General features: G+C 36.3%; 17 protein-coding genes. 10 read left to right on the forward strand and 7 right to left on the reverse strand.

What is annotated here, in order from left to right:
- The first annotated feature begins 94 nt into the window (after positions 1-94).
- The 8 genes from NSQ74_RS10835 to NSQ74_RS10870 all read left to right on the forward strand — a co-directional run bounded on the left by NSQ74_RS10835 (position 95) and on the right by NSQ74_RS10870 (position 6,567).
- Positions 95-1,303 carry a hypothetical protein gene (locus tag NSQ74_RS10835; protein WP_340823270.1) on the forward strand — a complete coding sequence of 403 codons (1,209 nt, stop codon included), beginning with the start codon at positions 95-97 and terminating at the stop codon, positions 1,301-1,303.
- Between the two features lie 219 nt (positions 1,304-1,522).
- A complete protein-coding gene (locus NSQ74_RS10840) occupies positions 1,523-1,690 on the forward strand; it encodes a hypothetical protein (RefSeq protein WP_340823272.1) in 168 nt (55 codons plus the stop codon).
- Between the two features lie 191 nt (positions 1,691-1,881).
- The gene (locus NSQ74_RS10845) at positions 1,882-2,259 is read left to right on the forward strand and encodes an SET domain-containing protein (protein ID WP_340823273.1); all 378 of its coding nucleotides are present in this window, start codon (positions 1,882-1,884) and stop codon (positions 2,257-2,259) included.
- A gap of 295 nt (positions 2,260-2,554) precedes the next feature.
- Positions 2,555-2,758: a cold-shock protein gene (locus NSQ74_RS10850; protein WP_038187584.1), complete on the forward strand. Its 204-nt coding sequence runs from the start codon at positions 2,555-2,557 to the stop codon at positions 2,756-2,758.
- A 303-nt stretch (positions 2,759-3,061) separates the two neighbouring features.
- Positions 3,062-3,664 (forward strand): TetR/AcrR family transcriptional regulator, encoded by a 603-nt coding sequence (locus NSQ74_RS10855; RefSeq protein WP_340823275.1) that lies wholly within the window; start codon positions 3,062-3,064, stop codon positions 3,662-3,664.
- Positions 3,665-3,720: 56 nt separating this feature from the next.
- The gene (locus tag NSQ74_RS10860; RefSeq protein WP_340823276.1) at positions 3,721-4,587 is read left to right on the forward strand and encodes an alpha/beta hydrolase; all 867 of its coding nucleotides are present in this window, start codon (positions 3,721-3,723) and stop codon (positions 4,585-4,587) included.
- Positions 4,580-5,977, forward strand: coding sequence for a dihydrolipoyl dehydrogenase (lpdA, locus tag NSQ74_RS10865; RefSeq protein ID WP_340823278.1), 1,398 nt, complete (start codon positions 4,580-4,582; stop codon positions 5,975-5,977). Before NSQ74_RS10860 ends, lpdA begins: the two co-directional genes overlap by 8 nt.
- A 176-nt stretch (positions 5,978-6,153) precedes the next feature.
- Positions 6,154-6,567 carry a YugN family protein gene (locus tag NSQ74_RS10870; protein ID WP_340823280.1) on the forward strand — a complete coding sequence of 138 codons (414 nt, stop codon included), beginning with the start codon at positions 6,154-6,156 and terminating at the stop codon, positions 6,565-6,567.
- A 124-nt stretch (positions 6,568-6,691) separates the two neighbouring features.
- Here NSQ74_RS10870 and NSQ74_RS10875 read toward each other — a convergent pair whose 3' ends face one another.
- Entirely contained in the window at positions 6,692-7,105 is a 414-nt protein-coding gene (locus NSQ74_RS10875) for an NUDIX hydrolase (protein ID WP_340823282.1), read from the reverse strand.
- 143 nt (positions 7,106-7,248) lie between these two features.
- Here NSQ74_RS10875 and NSQ74_RS10880 point away from each other — a divergent pair, with 143 nt between their 5' ends.
- Both NSQ74_RS10880 and NSQ74_RS10885 read left to right on the forward strand, forming a co-directional pair.
- Positions 7,249-8,328, forward strand: coding sequence for a PQQ-dependent sugar dehydrogenase (locus NSQ74_RS10880; protein ID WP_340823283.1), 1,080 nt, complete (start codon positions 7,249-7,251; stop codon positions 8,326-8,328).
- A gap of 52 nt (positions 8,329-8,380) precedes the next feature.
- Positions 8,381-8,803: a universal stress protein gene (locus NSQ74_RS10885; RefSeq protein ID WP_340823285.1), complete on the forward strand. Its 423-nt coding sequence runs from the start codon at positions 8,381-8,383 to the stop codon at positions 8,801-8,803.
- A gap of 153 nt (positions 8,804-8,956) precedes the next feature.
- Here NSQ74_RS10885 and qoxD read toward each other — a convergent pair whose 3' ends face one another.
- The 6 genes from qoxD to NSQ74_RS10915 form a co-directional block, all read right to left on the reverse strand.
- A complete protein-coding gene (gene qoxD, locus NSQ74_RS10890) occupies positions 8,957-9,238 on the reverse strand; it encodes a cytochrome aa3 quinol oxidase subunit IV (protein ID WP_340823286.1) in 282 nt (93 codons plus the stop codon).
- Complete coding sequence (qoxC, locus tag NSQ74_RS10895; RefSeq protein ID WP_340823288.1) at positions 9,238-9,837, reverse strand: cytochrome aa3 quinol oxidase subunit III; 600 nt, start codon at positions 9,835-9,837, stop codon at positions 9,238-9,240. Before qoxC ends, qoxD begins: the two co-directional genes overlap by 1 nt.
- A 1-nt stretch (position 9,838) precedes the next feature.
- Positions 9,839-11,782, reverse strand: coding sequence for a cytochrome aa3 quinol oxidase subunit I (gene qoxB, locus NSQ74_RS10900; protein WP_340823289.1), 1,944 nt, complete (start codon positions 11,780-11,782; stop codon positions 9,839-9,841).
- Positions 11,783-11,809: 27 nt separating this feature from the next.
- Positions 11,810-12,751 (reverse strand): cytochrome aa3 quinol oxidase subunit II, encoded by a 942-nt coding sequence (gene qoxA / locus NSQ74_RS10905; RefSeq protein ID WP_340823292.1) that lies wholly within the window; start codon positions 12,749-12,751, stop codon positions 11,810-11,812.
- Between the two features lie 770 nt (positions 12,752-13,521).
- Positions 13,522-14,364, reverse strand: coding sequence for a DUF2785 domain-containing protein (locus NSQ74_RS10910; protein ID WP_340823293.1), 843 nt, complete (start codon positions 14,362-14,364; stop codon positions 13,522-13,524).
- 270 nt (positions 14,365-14,634) lie between these two features.
- Positions 14,635-15,099, reverse strand: coding sequence for a hypothetical protein (locus tag NSQ74_RS10915; RefSeq protein WP_340823294.1), 465 nt, complete (start codon positions 15,097-15,099; stop codon positions 14,635-14,637).
- Positions 15,100-15,243 lie beyond the last annotated feature (144 nt).

Raw genomic sequence — 15,243 nt, forward strand, 5'->3', positions numbered from 1 at the left:
CACTTTGTATTGTTACCAATTAGATAGTATAAATATGATACTATTGAAAAAAGTTGGAGATTAACAAGATAGATTTGAAGGTGGGATAGTAGATATGAAAAAGTGGATTGTTTTATTTACTTTACTAATGTGTTTAAGCTTTCAATTAAATACTGAAGCTAAAGTCATATGGGATGGAGCGGAGATTACAAAAGGACAAACGGGTAAATTAACATTTTCAAAAGACGTGAAAATATATAAAAAAAGTGACGACGGTACGTTTATTTCACTCGTTGTGAAAAAAGGGGAATTTTATCGCGTATATGGCCATGAGTATTCGACTGTTGGCAAAGTATATAATATGAGTGGTGGTTATCGTGTACAAGCAACAGATTTAGTTATTTATAAGGAAGTGCCGTTAGCTATCCAACAACAAGTATCAGGTGTGAAGTTTACTGTAGGGATGCCTATTTTTGCTAATTCTGCAAAAGGCGTGTCCATTAAAGAAGCCCCGAATAGTGCAGCGAAAACTATTTTGCATACACCGTATGGGGCTGTTTTTAAGGTAGTTGAGCTGAGTGGGGATTATGTAAAAGTAGAATACAATCCAAGAACTGATACAACAATTGATTATATTTGGGGATATGTACCACAAGACTATGTGTCAAACTTACCTGAAGGAACAATCCAATATGTGAATCAAATTGTTGATTTATCCGTTCGTCCTGGATGGCAAAGCCAGTCATTAAAACCTGGTACATCAGTTGCGGTCTATTTCACAACAGCAGATGGTCGGGCATATGTGTCCTCAAATAAACTATATGGGTACATACCTGTAAGTGCTTTGTCAAAGACGCCAATCGTTGATAAGGAATTGCAGGTATTAGCGGAACCGTCGAGCTTATTATTTGATGCAACTAAAAAAATTGCCTTATCGGAAACAGCACCTTATTACTATTTAACAGAGTTTTCGCCGACTTCTAGTAATCGTTGGCAAGGGAAAATGCAACTAGTAAATGATGATGAAATTAGTGGTGGCAAACAAATAGCAGGTGTACTAAGCTACACACTTATAAATAAGAAGCTAACGTATCATTTAGAAAGCGAACTACATGATCAAAAAATTATGATGCAGTTCCCGTTAAAAGTAAATGATACAATCTATGTCAATGGTCAAGCGCAAAAAGTGAGCAAAATTTATGAGCAATACGCGTTAAATATTACAGGTAGTTATAAAACATTTACAAATGTTGTAATAGCAGGGGATTACATTATTGCGAAAGGTTTAGTGAAGGGACCTTATAATTATTGGATTCAATCGTAGCGTGGTCTATTAGGAAAGTCTGGTGTTTCTGATTGAGCGAAAACGCTCTTATAGTAAAAAGTTGAATTAGCAAAAAAATTGAAATATTCGTAATGAGAATTTATAATAATGACAAATATTTTTGGGAGGGATTTTTTTATATGAAAGGAAACCCTTTAACAGGGAACATATATGAGCTTGTAGGGGTACCTTGGAGACAGTAAGGAGTGAAGACAATAAATGATATATCGATTTTTATTGTTGCTAGCTACCCTCATCTTTATAGTCAATTTATATGTCCTTCCAACATTTTTCTCCATTGAACCGGACCGTACAGGTACTTTGATTGGATTAATAATCATCATCGTTATTATTAATCATTTATTAAACAATAAAGTTAACAATTAATTTTCTCGTGCAGCTCCTTGCAATAGGAATGCTGCATGATTTTTTATGTTTCAGCTATTTTTTTGAATGAAATGTCTATTTTATGTATTTAAATTGAAAAAAATGTTCAAAAAAAACAAAAAGATGCGCTCATTGACCAAAATAGTGGTACAGTTAGAAAGTATATTTTAAAAGTGAGTAGGAGACAAAAGATGATTGAAATCAAAACATCTCCATTAAGCAATGGAGAATTCAATAGAGGGGTATTTGCTACATGTGATATCCAAAAAGGAGAGCTTTTACACGAAGCACCAGTTATTTCCTATCCAAATGAACAGCATCAACACATTGAGCAAACATTGCTTGCTGATTATGCTTTTGAATATGGAATAGGTCAATCTGCTATCCTTCTTGGCTATGGCATGTTGTTTAATCATTCTTATGAACCGAATGCAACGTATGAGATTAATTTTAGAAACCAAACATTTGATTTCTTTGCTTACAAAGATATCAAAGCAGGGGAAGAAATATTAATCAATTATAATGGCGATGTGGATAATCAAGATCAGCTATGGTTTAACGAGGAATAAAAAAAGAATTAAAAGCTCGCCCAGCCCCGTACAAATAACTTGTATGGGGTATTTTTTAATTCGATACGGAGTAACGGAAACTTAATAGTAAAGAAAATAAAAATAATTTATATAAGTGGTAGACAAATGAGATTTTATATAATATAATAAATTTAATAACATCGTTTGCGAAGAAACAATAATTCACATGTTACAAAGAGTAATCGTGTTTTGTTCGGTACTTTTTGTAATATGTGAATTTTTTTCTTTTGAGGAAATCGGATATTATTAAATACAATTAATGGAGGTCATTCAAATGACACAACAAGGTACAGTAAAATGGTTTAACGCAGAAAAAGGTTTCGGTTTCATCGAAGTAGAAGGCGGAAACGACGTATTCGCTCACTTCTCAGCTATCCAAGGTGAAGGTTTCAAATCACTTGACGAAGGTCAAAAAGTTGAATTCTCAGTAGAAGACGGCCAACGTGGACCTCAAGCTACAAACATCGTAAAACTTTAATTTTTAATTAAACTAACGATACACAATGTAGGCAAACTCAAAGAAATTTGAGTTTGCCTACATTTTTTTTGAATGAAATTTAAGTAGTAGCCTTTGCGTTCCTCTAAAGCGTCTAGAACGCATGTAAAGTAACAGAATCTTATACGTGGAAACATACTTCTATTATGAAGTTAAAGCGCTTTAAAGGCTTGTTAAGAAGCTTATGAACGATTTTGTACTTCGTGGCTGTAAAAAGTGCTTGAGTTTGTTTTGGACTTCCGTTATATTAAAAGAGACTAAAAGGTATCTTTTTCGGAGGTGCACATGAAAAAAGGTGAAATAACAAGGCTTAATATTATTCGAAAATCTGCTGCGATTTTTAACACAAAAGGATACATGACAACGACGATGAGCGACATTATTCAAGAAACAAATATTCAAAAAGGGGGGATATATCGACATTTTAAGGATAAAGAGCAACTGATGCTCGAATCTTTTCAGTTCTCAACTGAAACAATGAAAAACCATCTAATGGAAAGTGTTGCTCAACACGACCATGCAACGGACAAATTACTTGCATTTGTAGAGGGCTTTTTACAATTAAGTGAAGGAGAACCGATAGTAGGAGGGTGCCCTATTTTTAACGCAGCAACCGAAATGGATGATCTAGACGGAAGTGCATTGCTACCATCGATTACTGAAGCAATGGATATGATGGTCATGTGGTTGGTAAAAATAATAAAGGATGGTATGAGACATCAGCAATTGAAGCAAACGATACAGCCATATGAAACAGCAATATTTATTGTGTCGACACTTGAAGGTGGACTCGTATTAGATAGATTAAAAAAGGATGAGCATTTAACGGAGGTTTTAATAAATCATTTGAGGCAGTATATTTCAATGATAGCTACAGAGCGGCAATAAAGCCGTCTTTTTTATAATTAAAAAGAGACCATTCGGTATCTTTTTGGAGGGTTAGAATGAGCTATTTATTATTTTTTGCTTTCTTCGTGCTTATTTTATTTTTGAGAAGCTATATCATTTTGCATATTTTTACACCAAAGCGAAAAAAGGAAAAAAAATATCCGCAATCATCTTTTGAAAATATCGAAATTAGGATGGAAATAGGAGCTGTCAGAGGTTGGCTGATTAGAAGTGACAAGGGTAAGGGGTGTTTTCTACTGATTCACGGGTGGGGCTCTAATAAGTCTGATATGTTGCGATATGTCGACCCAATAGTAACTCGCGGCTATGACGTTGTAATGATAGATGTACTTGGTCATGGGCAAAGTGACTCCGTGCAAAAACAAGTAAGTATTGAATCGTTTGTCCAAACGATAACATCCACGATTGATTATGTGACAGAAAGACCAGATATTAACTGTAAGTCTATTTATGTTTTAGGGCATTCAATGGGAGGGATAGCTGCAAGTATTGTAAATGCCCAAGATTCAAGAATACATGCTCTTATCACTGACTCAATGCCTACATCACTAAAGAGTATTAGCAATTCAATGGTGGAAAAAGTAACAGTACCTTATATGCCAATTGGTTGGCTATTTGTTAGTTGGTTTTTATTAAGAGGAGGTGTTTTTTTAAAAGCTAGAAAAGAGTGGCGTCTTGAAAAAATATTAAAAAACCAACAGTCACCGTCTCTTGCTATTCACTCAATGCAAGATAAAAAAGTACCCGTTTCAAATGTGGAAGTTTTAAAAAATGGTAGCAACTTTAAACAAGTAATTAAAGTGGAAACAAAGGGTCACCATAATTGTGTGAAAGATCCGTTTTTTTGGAATTACGTTTTTCAATTTATAGAGAGTAATAAGGGGGATATAGAAAATGATTAATATTGATACACTCGTGATTGGTGCAGGTCCTGGAGGGTATGTGGCGGCTATTCGTGCTACTCAAATGGGGCAAAATGTAACAATTATAGAGAAGGAATTTTTAGGAGGAGTATGCTCGAATGTCGGTTGTATTCCATCGAAAGTATTGATTTCTGTAGGTCATCGTTTTGAGCAAGCAAAGCATTCAGAAGATATGGGAGTAGTTGTTCAAGAAGTAAAACTAGACTGGACAAAAGTACAAGAGTTTAAAAAGGGGATCGTTTCTAAATTAGTAGGTGGCGTTGAAAGTCTGCTAAAAGGCAACAAAATCGACATAGTGAAGGGGCAGGCATACTTTGTAGATAAAAATACTGTACGTGTCATCGAGGGTGGAAGCTCAGAAACGTACACATTTAACAATGTGATTATCGCAACAGGTTCTCGTCCAGTTGAAATTCCAACTTTTAAATTCTCTGATCGTGTCCTAAACTCTACTGGCGCACTTTCTTTACAAGAAGTACCTGGTAAATTAGTTGTTATCGGCGGAGGCTACATCGGAACAGAACTAGGCTCAGCTTATGCAAACCTAGGTTCACAAGTAACAATTATCGAAGGCGGCAAAGACATTTTAGCTGGTTTCGAAAAACAAATGACACAAATCGTGAAAAAAGGCCTTAAAAAGAAAGGCGTTGAAATTGAAGTAAACGCATCTGCAAAAGGCGTTGAAGAAACAGAAAACGGCGTAGTTGTAACATATGAAGTTGGCGGAGAAGAGAAAAAAGTCGAAGCTGATTACGTATTAGTAACTGTTGGTCGTCGTCCAAATACAGATGAAATGGGTCTTGAAGGTGTTGGAATTGAATTCGGCGAACGTGGTCTAATTAATGTTGACAAACAATGCCGTACAAACATTCCAAACATCTATGCAATTGGTGACATCGTAGCGGGTCCACAGCTTGCACACAAAGCTTCTTATGAAGGTAAAGTTGCTGCTGAAGCAATCGCTGGCGAGAAATCAATCGTAGATTATTTAGCTGTTCCTGCTGTATGCTTCACTGATCCAGAAATGGCGACAGTGGGCTATAACGAAGAACAAGCTAAAGCTGAAGGTATTGAATATACTGCAGCAAAATTCCCATTCGCAATAAACGGTCGTGCACTTGCATTGAACCAAACGGAAGGCTTCGTGAAGCTTGTTACGCGTAAAGAAGATGGCATATTAATCGGCGCTCAAATCGTAGGTGCAGGTGCATCTGATATGATCGCTGAACTGACGCTTGCAATTGAAACGGGGATGACAGCAGAAGATGTTGCATGCACGATACACGCTCACCCAACATTAAGTGAACTGACAATGGAGGCAGCCGAAGTAATAATAGGGAGACCAATTCATATGATAAAAGCCCGATAGATTGATATAGAGCTAAAAAGGAAAGCCTGTTTTGAGAACTTTGTTCAAAACAGGTTTTATCATATGAGCGGAATTAAATGAACAAGCGAAAAAGTAATTCAAATCATGTCGTATTAGTTGTTTGTATTTTGTCACTTTAGGATAGACTGAAATCAAAAGTAAAGGAGGGCATGCAATTGTTACAAATTGAATCTAATATCGTCGGAAAAGAAATTAGCTTTGGCTATTTACGAGATCAAATCGAGAGGCATGGTTTTACAATTGGAGGCAATTGGGAGTATCACAAAGGTAGCTTTGATACGATTTTATCGAGCGATGGTGGCGAAACAATCTATTTACGCGTACCGTTTATCGTGACACAAGGTGAACTAGATTTTTATGATGCACAAATTCGCTTTCAAAACCCCTTTGTTATTAAACATGTCACAAATGTAGGATTAGATTATGATGAAGGATCATTGCTTGATGCTACGGGTGCTAGTCAATTCCAAACACCGCTTGATAAAGATGGGCATATACATGATAAAAGTAAATGGATACAAGTTGGTGAAAAGGTAGTAGCTGATAAAGTTCTTCCTTATTTTCATTAGCCTTTACACCAATAATATTACGTTAGTCACACTTTTAATAAGTAGTGGCTTTTATTATGCTTAAAACTTTAACAATATTAAATAATACGCTAGCAGCCTACAGTGATGCGTAAGAAAATTCTTGCTATAGCGTACCTTCGTTGTGATAAAGCGCATGATTTTTAAAGAGATTATCAATTCCACCTATATAATACGGCATTCTAGTGCTAGCTATATCAATAGTTGCCCATTCAATGTGAGAAATTTCATCAGGTAACGTTATTTCTTCTACACCTTCTACTATTTGCCCTTCAAAAGTGAAAAATAATGCATGATGATTCCTAACAGTAAATTTTGCCTCATTAACTGCGAGTAATTTTCCTATTTCAACAATATAGCCTGTTTCTTCTTTGACTTCACGGATTGTCGCTTCAAATAGTGTTTCATCTGCCTCAACTTTCCCGCCTGGAAGCGACCAATGACCTTCGTGATTATGAACCATCAGTATTTGATTTTTGAGGTTTTTAATTAAAGCATAGACGACTTTTACTTCCTCCATGTCTCTCTCCTTTTAATATCATTTTTTAGTTAAATATGTACATAATAGTTTAATGGTATTTAAATGGAAAGTAAATATATCATTTTCTATTAACATAGGAAGTTGGTATGTTGAAGAAAACTTCAAGAAAAGAGGGAAAGCGATTGAAGAAAAAAATTAACTTTTTGTTTTTAATAATGATTTTGCTGACTGGGTGTTCCGCAAATACACAACAACAGCCTACGAAGCATAGGGAGGGGAATGTTACAGATAATCTAGAACAAAGCAATATGAACTTAGAAATAGTAGCGGATAATTTAGATATCCCATGGGCTATTGAAAAATATAAAAATATGTTTTACGTTACGGAGAGAACAGGACATATTGTAAAAATTAACGAGGGAGAAGTGGAGAGACAACGAGTTAATTTGAAAAAAGAACTAGCGACAGCTGCTGAAGCAGGATTACTAGGGTTTGTACTTGCACCAGATTTTTCTGATTCAAAACTTGCGTATGCTTATTATACGTATGTGGATGGAGACAAACAGTTTAATCGCATTGTGACACTTCGACAAGAGGGGGATGTTTGGTATGAAGAACATTTGCTTCTTGATCATATAATAAGTGGTACTTTCCATCATGGGGGAAGGCTTAAAATTGGGCCGGACGGCAAGCTTTATGCAACTGTTGGCGATGCGTTGCAATCGTCTGTAGCGCAAGACCTGTCCGCATTAGAAGGGAAAATTTTACGCATTAATTTAGACGGAACTGTTCCCTCTGATAATCCATTTCCAAATTCATTTGTTTATAGTTATGGACACCATAATCCACAAGGGTTGACGTGGTCGTTAGATGGCACATTATTTGCAAGTGAGCATGGCAACAGCGCCAATGATGAAATAAACAAAATTGAAGCAGGACAAAACTATGGGTGGCCAATAATAGAAGGGAGTGACACACGACAACGGATGAAATCACCGTTGTTTACATCAGGAAGTAACACAACTTGGGCTCCGTCTGGCATCGATTATAATAATAATAAATTGTATGTAGCTGCATTAAGAGGAGCAGCTGTTTTGGAATTTAATCTTGAAACAAACACCCAACGGGAAATAATAGCGGGATTAGGAAGAATTCGAGATATACTAGTGGACGAACAGTATCTTTATTTTGTTAGCAATAATACAGATGGACGTGGGACTCCACAAAATAATGACGATAAACTATATCGAATACCATTATGATATAATGATTTTGAAAACTTTGAATTGGTTGGAAAAGTTGAGGAGGGTAATGATGGTTACGAATTATAAGACAATCGCTGTAGCAATAGATTTTTCAGAGCAGTCGTTGAAAGCCTATGAGCGAGCATTAAAATTGGCAATAGAGTATGGGGCAACATTACAATTAGTGAATGTCATTGACACGAAGTCGTTCGGGGCTGTTACGGCATATGACTTGAAGTATGCTGAGAAATTGAAAGAAGAGAATTTTATTAAAATAGAGAAGTTAAGAAAAGAAGCTCAAACAGCAGGTGTAACAGAAGTATTAGCTAATGTAGAAACTGGTTCGCCGAAAAGTATACTTACACAACTGCCAGCTGTAGACTTACTGGTATGTGGTGCAACGGGGTTAAATCAATTAGAAAAGATAGTACTCGGCTCAGTAGCGGAGCGTATCGTCCGATTAGCATCATGTGATGTATTGATTGTACGCTAATTAGATAAAATAATTACATATCACTAGAAGGCTAGTGATATATAATTTTTCACAAGAGGAAAAGCCAATCTTCGAGATTTCGATGGTTGGCTTTTTTGCTAGATATAAATAAAAAAGACCGAGAAAATGAAATCATTTTCTCGGCTCTTTTTATTAGTAACCCCAGATCATTGCGAATAATGTACCAAGGATTGTCACAACAGCTACGAACACTGAATATAAAATTGTTGTATATAATGTTTTTTTATCTTCAGATTCACCAATGTGCATGAATAATACTAATTGAACAGTTGCTTGTGCAAGTGCAGTCACTAATAGGATAGCAAATGCTATATTGTAAGACATATCAAATTTCACAACTGCTAAAGCGATAATAGTTAGTAATAGTGAGAAGCCGAAGCCCATCACATGTTGTTTTGGGAATAGTTCCTTCATCAGCTAATCAGTCCTTTCAAGTAGACGAAGCTGAAGATGAAAATCCAAACAACGTCTAGGAAGTGCCAGTACAGTGAGAAGATAAACGCTTTGTTAGCCGTTTGTGGGTTTAAGCCACGTCTTGCTACTTGGATTAAAATTGCAACGCCCCAGAAGAAACCAAATGTTACGTGGGCACCGTGCGTACCAAGTAAAGTCATTAATGCAGATAAAAATGCACTTGTTGTAATTGTTGCACCTTCATGAACATAAGTGACGAACTCATCGATCTCAATACCTAAGAAGCCAAGACCTAAAATAAGTGTAATGATGAAGAATGTCATCATTGCTTTTTTGTTTCCAAGACGCATAGCGTGTACGCCAAGACCGATTGTAAAACTACTTGCTAGTAGTAAAAATGTTTCTAATAATACTGGTGTTAACTCGAAAATCTCAGCACCATCTGGGCCGCTACCTGTACGAGTGTGGAGCGTAAAATAGACAGCAAAGAGTGTAGCGAATAACATGATTTCGGCTCCAAGGAAGATCCAGAAACCAAAAATCTTTAAGCGGTTTTCCTCTGTACTATATTCTAATGGAAGTGAAGAATCGATTTTCATATTATTTATCACCTCTCAAACTTTTTTCAGTTTCCGTAATTTCTTCAACTGAAATGTAACGACCATGATCATTTTCAAATGAACGAAGAGCCATAAAGCCAAATACAACAAGCATGCTGATGATGGCTGGAATCCATAGACTAAATACAGCAAAGAACGCTGCTAGGAATAAGAATCCACTTGTCCAGAAAGGAGTACCTGTGTTGTTAGGCATATGGATTTTTTCAATTTTACCTGCAGTAATATCGCGACCTTCTTTTTTCGCGAACCAGAACTCATCTAAACGTGACACGTTTGGTACTATTGCAAAGTTGTATTCAGGAACTGGAGAATGAGTAGCCCATTCTAATGAACGACCATCCCAAACATCTGCTTTCTCGTTACGAGGCATATGTTTCCAGCTGTAGTAAATGTTATAACAGATTAACGCAAAGCCTACTGCAAGTCCAAGTGCACCGATGAACGATAGCATGTTTAATGGACCATAACCAGTTGAAGCTGAATAAGTGTACATACGACGTGCATAACCATCTAAACCTAAGATGAATAGAGGGAAGAACGTTACGTTGAAGCTGATAGCGATGAACCAGAAACCAGCTTTCCCTAATTTCTCATTTAAACGGAAACCGAACATTTTTGGCCACCAGAAATGGTAACCTGCAAGTACACCAAATACTGTACCTGGAATTAATACATAGTGGAAGTGGGCAACTAAGAACATCGTATTATGATATTGATAGTCGGCACTTGCCATTGCTAGCATTACACCTGTAACCCCACCAATTGTGAAGATCGGAATAAAGCCAAGCGCATAAAGCATTGGGGTAGTGAATTGAATCTTACCGTGCCTCATTGTGAGCAACCAGTTGAACATTTTAACCCCGGTTGGAACAGCAATCGCCATTGTTGTAATAGAGAATACACTGTTTACCATAACGCCGTGACCCATTGTATAGAAATGGTGGGCCCATACTAAGAATGATAGTAATGAAATGACAACCATACTCATTACCATTGATTTGTAACCGTATAAGTTTTTACGTGCAAATGTTGCAATAACCTCTGAGAAAATACCGAATGCTGGTAGGATAACGATGTAAACTTCAGGATGTCCCCAAACCCAGAATAGGTTGGCCCAAAGCATATCCATACCGCCGTCTGTCATTGCAAAGAATTTTGTACCGAATTGACGGTCTAACATCATTAATGCAAGTGCTACAGTTAACACTGGGAACGCAAATACGATAATAACGTTTGTAATTAAAATTGACCAAGAGAACATTGGCATTTTCATTAATGTCATACCAGGAGCACGCATTTTAAAGATCGTTGTGATAAAGTTCACACCCGTCAATAGCGTACCAATCCCAGATAATTGTAGTGCTAATGAATAGTAGTTGTTCCCTACAGTTGGACTAAAATCAGTACTTGCTAATGGGAAGTAAGCTGTCCAACCTGCGTCTGGTGAACCACCAATAATGAATGATAGGTTCAGCAAGCCACAACCTGCTGCGAATGCCCAGAAGCTGACTGCATTAAGACGTGGGAATGCAACGTCACGTGCACCGATTTGTAATGGGATAACAATGTTCATTAAACCGATTACAAATGGCATCGCCATAAATAAAATCATGATTAAACCATGTGTAGTGAAAATCTCGTTATAGTGTTGTGCATCAAGTAGTCCGTTATCAGGAACGGCTGTTTGTGCACGCATTAAAAGTGCGTCGATACCACCGCGGAATAGCATTAAAAGTGCTACGGCGATATACATAATACCGATCTTTTTATGATCGACTGTTGATAGCCAGTTTTTATAGAAGTAGCCCCATTTTTTAAAATAAGTAAGGCCTGCTACGACAACAACTGCACCAACTACGATACTGATAGCTGCCGCTAAAATCATCGGTTCTTGCAGTGGATGGAATAATTCTTCCATACTCATAGGATGCGCTCCTTTCAAATTTGAAAATTAGTGTGAATGTGTTGATTCGGCATCAGTGTTTGAATGATCCATATCTTCATGATTCATGTCTTCGTCAGACATGTCCATGTCACTATGGTCCATACCCCCCATATCCATATCACCATGTGCCATTGGTGCTGGGCTGAAATCTAAGTGAGTAGATGAGTAGCTTGAACGACCTACGTGTTCAGCTGCTAATAATTCCTTGAATTTCTCTTCAGTTAATGGTTTTTCGTTCGCTTTTACATCAGAAACCCATTGATCGAAGTCTGCTTGTGTCATAGTTTGTGCTTCAAATTCCATTTCCGCAAATCCACGACCGTTAAAGTTAGAGTTACGACCCATGAAAGAGCCAATTTCATCAGCTGCAAGGTGAATAGTTGTTAACATGTCACTCATCGCATATTTTTGACCAGCTAACTGTGGAATCCAGAAACTTGTGATTGGTCCGAATGAATACAATTTAAACTCAATTGGACGATCAGTTGGAATGTTTACATAGTTCACAGTCTCAATACCCTCTTCTGGATAGCTGAAATGCCATTTCCAGTTTGAAGATGCTGCATAAATAACAAGTGGTTCTTTATTGTCATAACCTTCTGGTGTTGTTTCTACCGAACTAGTTGTTTTAACAGTAACAATTGCTAGGAATGCTACGATAATAATAGGAATAACTGTCCACGTAATTTCAAGTACGTGACTACCTTCTTCATGAGGTGGCTCATAATCGGCAGATGCTTTTGATGCGCGGTATTTTGTTAACATAAACGCAAAAAGCACATACACGACTAGTAAAATAACTGCCATTGTAATAATGGATAAAATAATTGTGTTTGATAATGTTTGAGCATTCGGTCCTTTTGGATTGAAAACTGTTAATGGTTCACAACCAGACAGGATTGCGATAGCGCCAAATGCTAAAAACATTAAGCTTAATTTTTTATTCATGTTTGACTCCTTTCTATAAAACGGCTATTCATAAATTTCATGTGTAGTAGTATTGATTCACATTTATAAATAGTGGGTATTGAGGTCACCTCTTTTATCTGATGTACCAATCAAGTACAGTTGCATTTACAATGACAATGGCATGGTTCAATATGAAACATAATGTCTTGTAATTGATTGGTCTGATGCAAGCGTTCACATACATGATGATTTATGCACCATAAATTGGACAAAATTTTAATGTCGATGGTCACATCACGTCTTTGTTTGCATATAGGATTATACGCCCGCTTCACTAAAAAAAAAAATAATTAATTATAAATATGATAATGAAAGGGGGGTGAATATGAACATTTTTTGAACAAAAAAAGCTATTTTGCTATTGGTATTTTTAGGTTTTGTTAATTAAACACTGTATAAACGTTGAAAATACTGAGTTTGTCGTATTTAACTAAGTAAATAAATTATTTGTGAAAAATCCTATTTCACATTTTAGACGACGATTTGTAATAAAGTCCTTGTCGTGCCTCTGTTTTTAATTCTTTTTAGTTGCGTTTTTTTTAAAAAAGGAGTATATAAAAAGACAGTTTTTCAACGATTAAAGGATAAAATTTCTATGTAAGGAATGATTAGAGAGAGGATATTGGAACAATGATAAAATTATGTTAACATAATTAAGCGCTTTCAATATTTAACAGAAATTAGTATATCAATATGGGTGGTTCCGAAAAAAAAGAACATCCAATGTGATTTGGATGCTCTAGCATTAGTTAAGAACCGAGCTTCAGCCACTTTGCTACTTGGATATACAGTGTGTTTTGAAGTTTAGGTGCTTGATTATTCATTTTTAATGCGAAATACAATGTCTTCATCGCGTTTAATGTGCAAGTACGTCCGCTAAAAAAACTCTCATTATAACCTTGCGTTACTAAATGCATTTCGAATTTATCAAAAGCTTGCTCTACCCATTCCGATAAGGCTTCTTCAGAATAGCCCCTTGCTAATAATGCCTCAATGATATTTACAAAGCGTTCTTCCTCATCGTTTACATAGACAACATCTTTCCAAGTTGCCAATTTCAGTGCGTGTAAGATGGATGGTGCATATTGCAAGTCGAACTTAGGGTGTTTAATTGTCATGGCGGCTAAATCGGCCCCATGTGCAATGCTGTGTGCCCAACCTTTGCCTTCGACATGTCCTCTTGTATCCTTTTCAAGTAACAAATAACGACCGATTTTTTTAAAGAAAGATTGTAAGCTTGTCTCATTTAAAATAAGGAGCTCACTATCTTTTGCAAGAATGCTAGCGACAAGTAACGCTGAAAAGGAGCGTGTGAATACACTATCATCCATTTGTTCCCCGATGTTTGCATATAAGTAATCGTCACCTATTGCCGTATCGAACAAATTTTGGAGTTGCTGTGAATTTAGTAAGTTATCACTGAGCAGGTCGATAAAAGTTCGATAGATAAGGTGATCGCGTAGCTTTTCATCAGTTGAGCCGATGTGCGTTAACATTTCCTCCAATAGCCAGTCGCCTTCTTTTTCAAAAAACGCTTGTCTTGCTGTAAGTGTCATTGAAGAAAATGTTTGTAATGCTTCTTTTATATCCATGATAATTGCCTCCAATAATAAATCTATTTTTTTATTATACCTTCTTTACTAAAAAAATTTGTTAGATGTGAATTTTTTAATGGTTACTTTCGCAATTGGAATACCGGAATCTATCGAAAGCTGATATGATTAGAGCGCAACGAATTGAAGGATTGGTGTTTAATCATGACAAAAAGACATACTTGGCAAGTATGTCTCAGACATAAGAATAGTTTATGGGCTAGTCGGTTTCAAAAGAATGATCTACATAAAAGGTTTTTGTTTAGCTTCCTATAATATAACAGCAGACTTTATGCCGAGCGGCCATTCGATAAATGTGTTTTGATTTGTTTTTAATTCAACAAGGATATTTGCATTTTTGATGGCATCTAAAAGCCACTCACTATAATAGAGCGTTGGGGTGGGATGCTGTAAAATGCGTTCCATATCTTTTGTGTCAATATGCAGAATCTTATAATTGCATTCAATGTGAACACTTTGGGGAATAATATAAAGTGATTCCTGATGATGCCCAATTGAGATGGAACCGGGTATAGTACCTTGAATACTTGAGATATGTGTCGTTGCTTCTTTCGTAAACGTATTAATTTTTGTACGTGTAAAAAATTCGAAGTCAATTGAATAATCTTGTAGCGGACCGTGTGCTGTTGTAATCGATATAACTTTAATTGATAGTGCCTCGAAAGCGGGGGAGATGCGACTATCGAATTCAATGATTGTATCCATTAATGGCATGTATTACACTCCTTGTGAACAACTTGTTTTCGTCTAGCTAACAATGACTATGGTTGAAGCACTTTCTATCAATAAGGTAAATAATGTTAGGTATTATTAATTATAATTCAATTCATTACAAAATATGAATATAAATTCAATTAT

This window comes from Lysinibacillus sp. FSL W8-0992, assembly GCF_038008685.1.
Classification (GTDB): Bacteria; Bacillota; Bacilli; order Bacillales_A; family Planococcaceae; genus Lysinibacillus.

Coding starts and splice junctions, on each gene's coding strand:
- NSQ74_RS10840 (WP_340823272.1), top strand. CDS start 1,523: ATGATATATCGATTTTTATTGTTGCTAGCTACCCTCATCTTTATAGTC.
- qoxD (WP_340823286.1), bottom strand. CDS start 9,238: ATGAAGGAACTATTCCCAAAACAACATGTGATGGGCTTCGGCTTCTCA.
- NSQ74_RS10885 (WP_340823285.1), top strand. CDS start 8,381: ATGGTTACGAATTATAAGACAATCGCTGTAGCAATAGATTTTTCAGAG.
- NSQ74_RS10855 (WP_340823275.1), top strand. CDS start 3,062: ATGAAAAAAGGTGAAATAACAAGGCTTAATATTATTCGAAAATCTGCT.
- NSQ74_RS10915 (WP_340823294.1), bottom strand. CDS start 15,099: ATGCCATTAATGGATACAATCATTGAATTCGATAGTCGCATCTCCCCC.
- NSQ74_RS10845 (WP_340823273.1), top strand. CDS start 1,882: ATGATTGAAATCAAAACATCTCCATTAAGCAATGGAGAATTCAATAGA.
- qoxC (WP_340823288.1), bottom strand. CDS start 9,837: ATGAAAATCGATTCTTCACTTCCATTAGAATATAGTACAGAGGAAAAC.
- NSQ74_RS10875 (WP_340823282.1), bottom strand. CDS start 7,105: ATGGAGGAAGTAAAAGTCGTCTATGCTTTAATTAAAAACCTCAAAAAT.
- qoxB (WP_340823289.1), bottom strand. CDS start 11,782: ATGAGTATGGAAGAATTATTCCATCCACTGCAAGAACCGATGATTTTA.
- NSQ74_RS10860 (WP_340823276.1), top strand. CDS start 3,721: ATGAGCTATTTATTATTTTTTGCTTTCTTCGTGCTTATTTTATTTTTG.
- lpdA (WP_340823278.1), top strand. CDS start 4,580: ATGATTAATATTGATACACTCGTGATTGGTGCAGGTCCTGGAGGGTAT.
- qoxA (WP_340823292.1), bottom strand. CDS start 12,751: ATGAATAAAAAATTAAGCTTAATGTTTTTAGCATTTGGCGCTATCGCA.
- NSQ74_RS10850 (WP_038187584.1), top strand. CDS start 2,555: ATGACACAACAAGGTACAGTAAAATGGTTTAACGCAGAAAAAGGTTTC.
- NSQ74_RS10835 (WP_340823270.1), top strand. CDS start 95: ATGAAAAAGTGGATTGTTTTATTTACTTTACTAATGTGTTTAAGCTTT.
- NSQ74_RS10910 (WP_340823293.1), bottom strand. CDS start 14,364: ATGGATATAAAAGAAGCATTACAAACATTTTCTTCAATGACACTTACA.